This is a genomic window from Photobacterium sp. R1 (genome assembly GCF_054600795.1).
This window is the reverse complement of the sequence record NZ_BAAHZP010000793.1, coordinates 1-250: the sequence shown is the minus strand read 5'-3', so window position 1 is coordinate 250 and position 250 is coordinate 1. Positions and strand designations below refer to the sequence as shown.

1 protein-coding gene is annotated in these 250 nt (G+C 54.8%); it reads right to left on the bottom strand.

What is annotated here, in order from left to right:
* Positions 1–250: hypothetical protein (locus tag ACYP03_RS27250; RefSeq protein ID WP_459782838.1), on the bottom strand; the 250-nt coding region annotated here is incomplete at both ends.

The window sequence follows — 250 nt, the reverse complement described above, 5'->3', positions numbered from 1 at the left end:
CGGCAGAGTAAAAAATGCCGAGCTGGCTGCTGAAAACGGGTAGTCGGTTTTGAAAGCCGTTAATAAAACAATCAGACCGAGGAAGACGCCAAGCCACTGGCAAATCCGCATGCCACGCCGGGAGGTGTCATCATCAAGGTGGATAATCCGCTGCTCCGGCGCTTTAGGACGGAAAATCAGAAACCCCAGCCAATGGCTGACCACTATGTTCACAGCCGCCCCCGGCAGAGCGTTTATCGTCGCTTTCGCC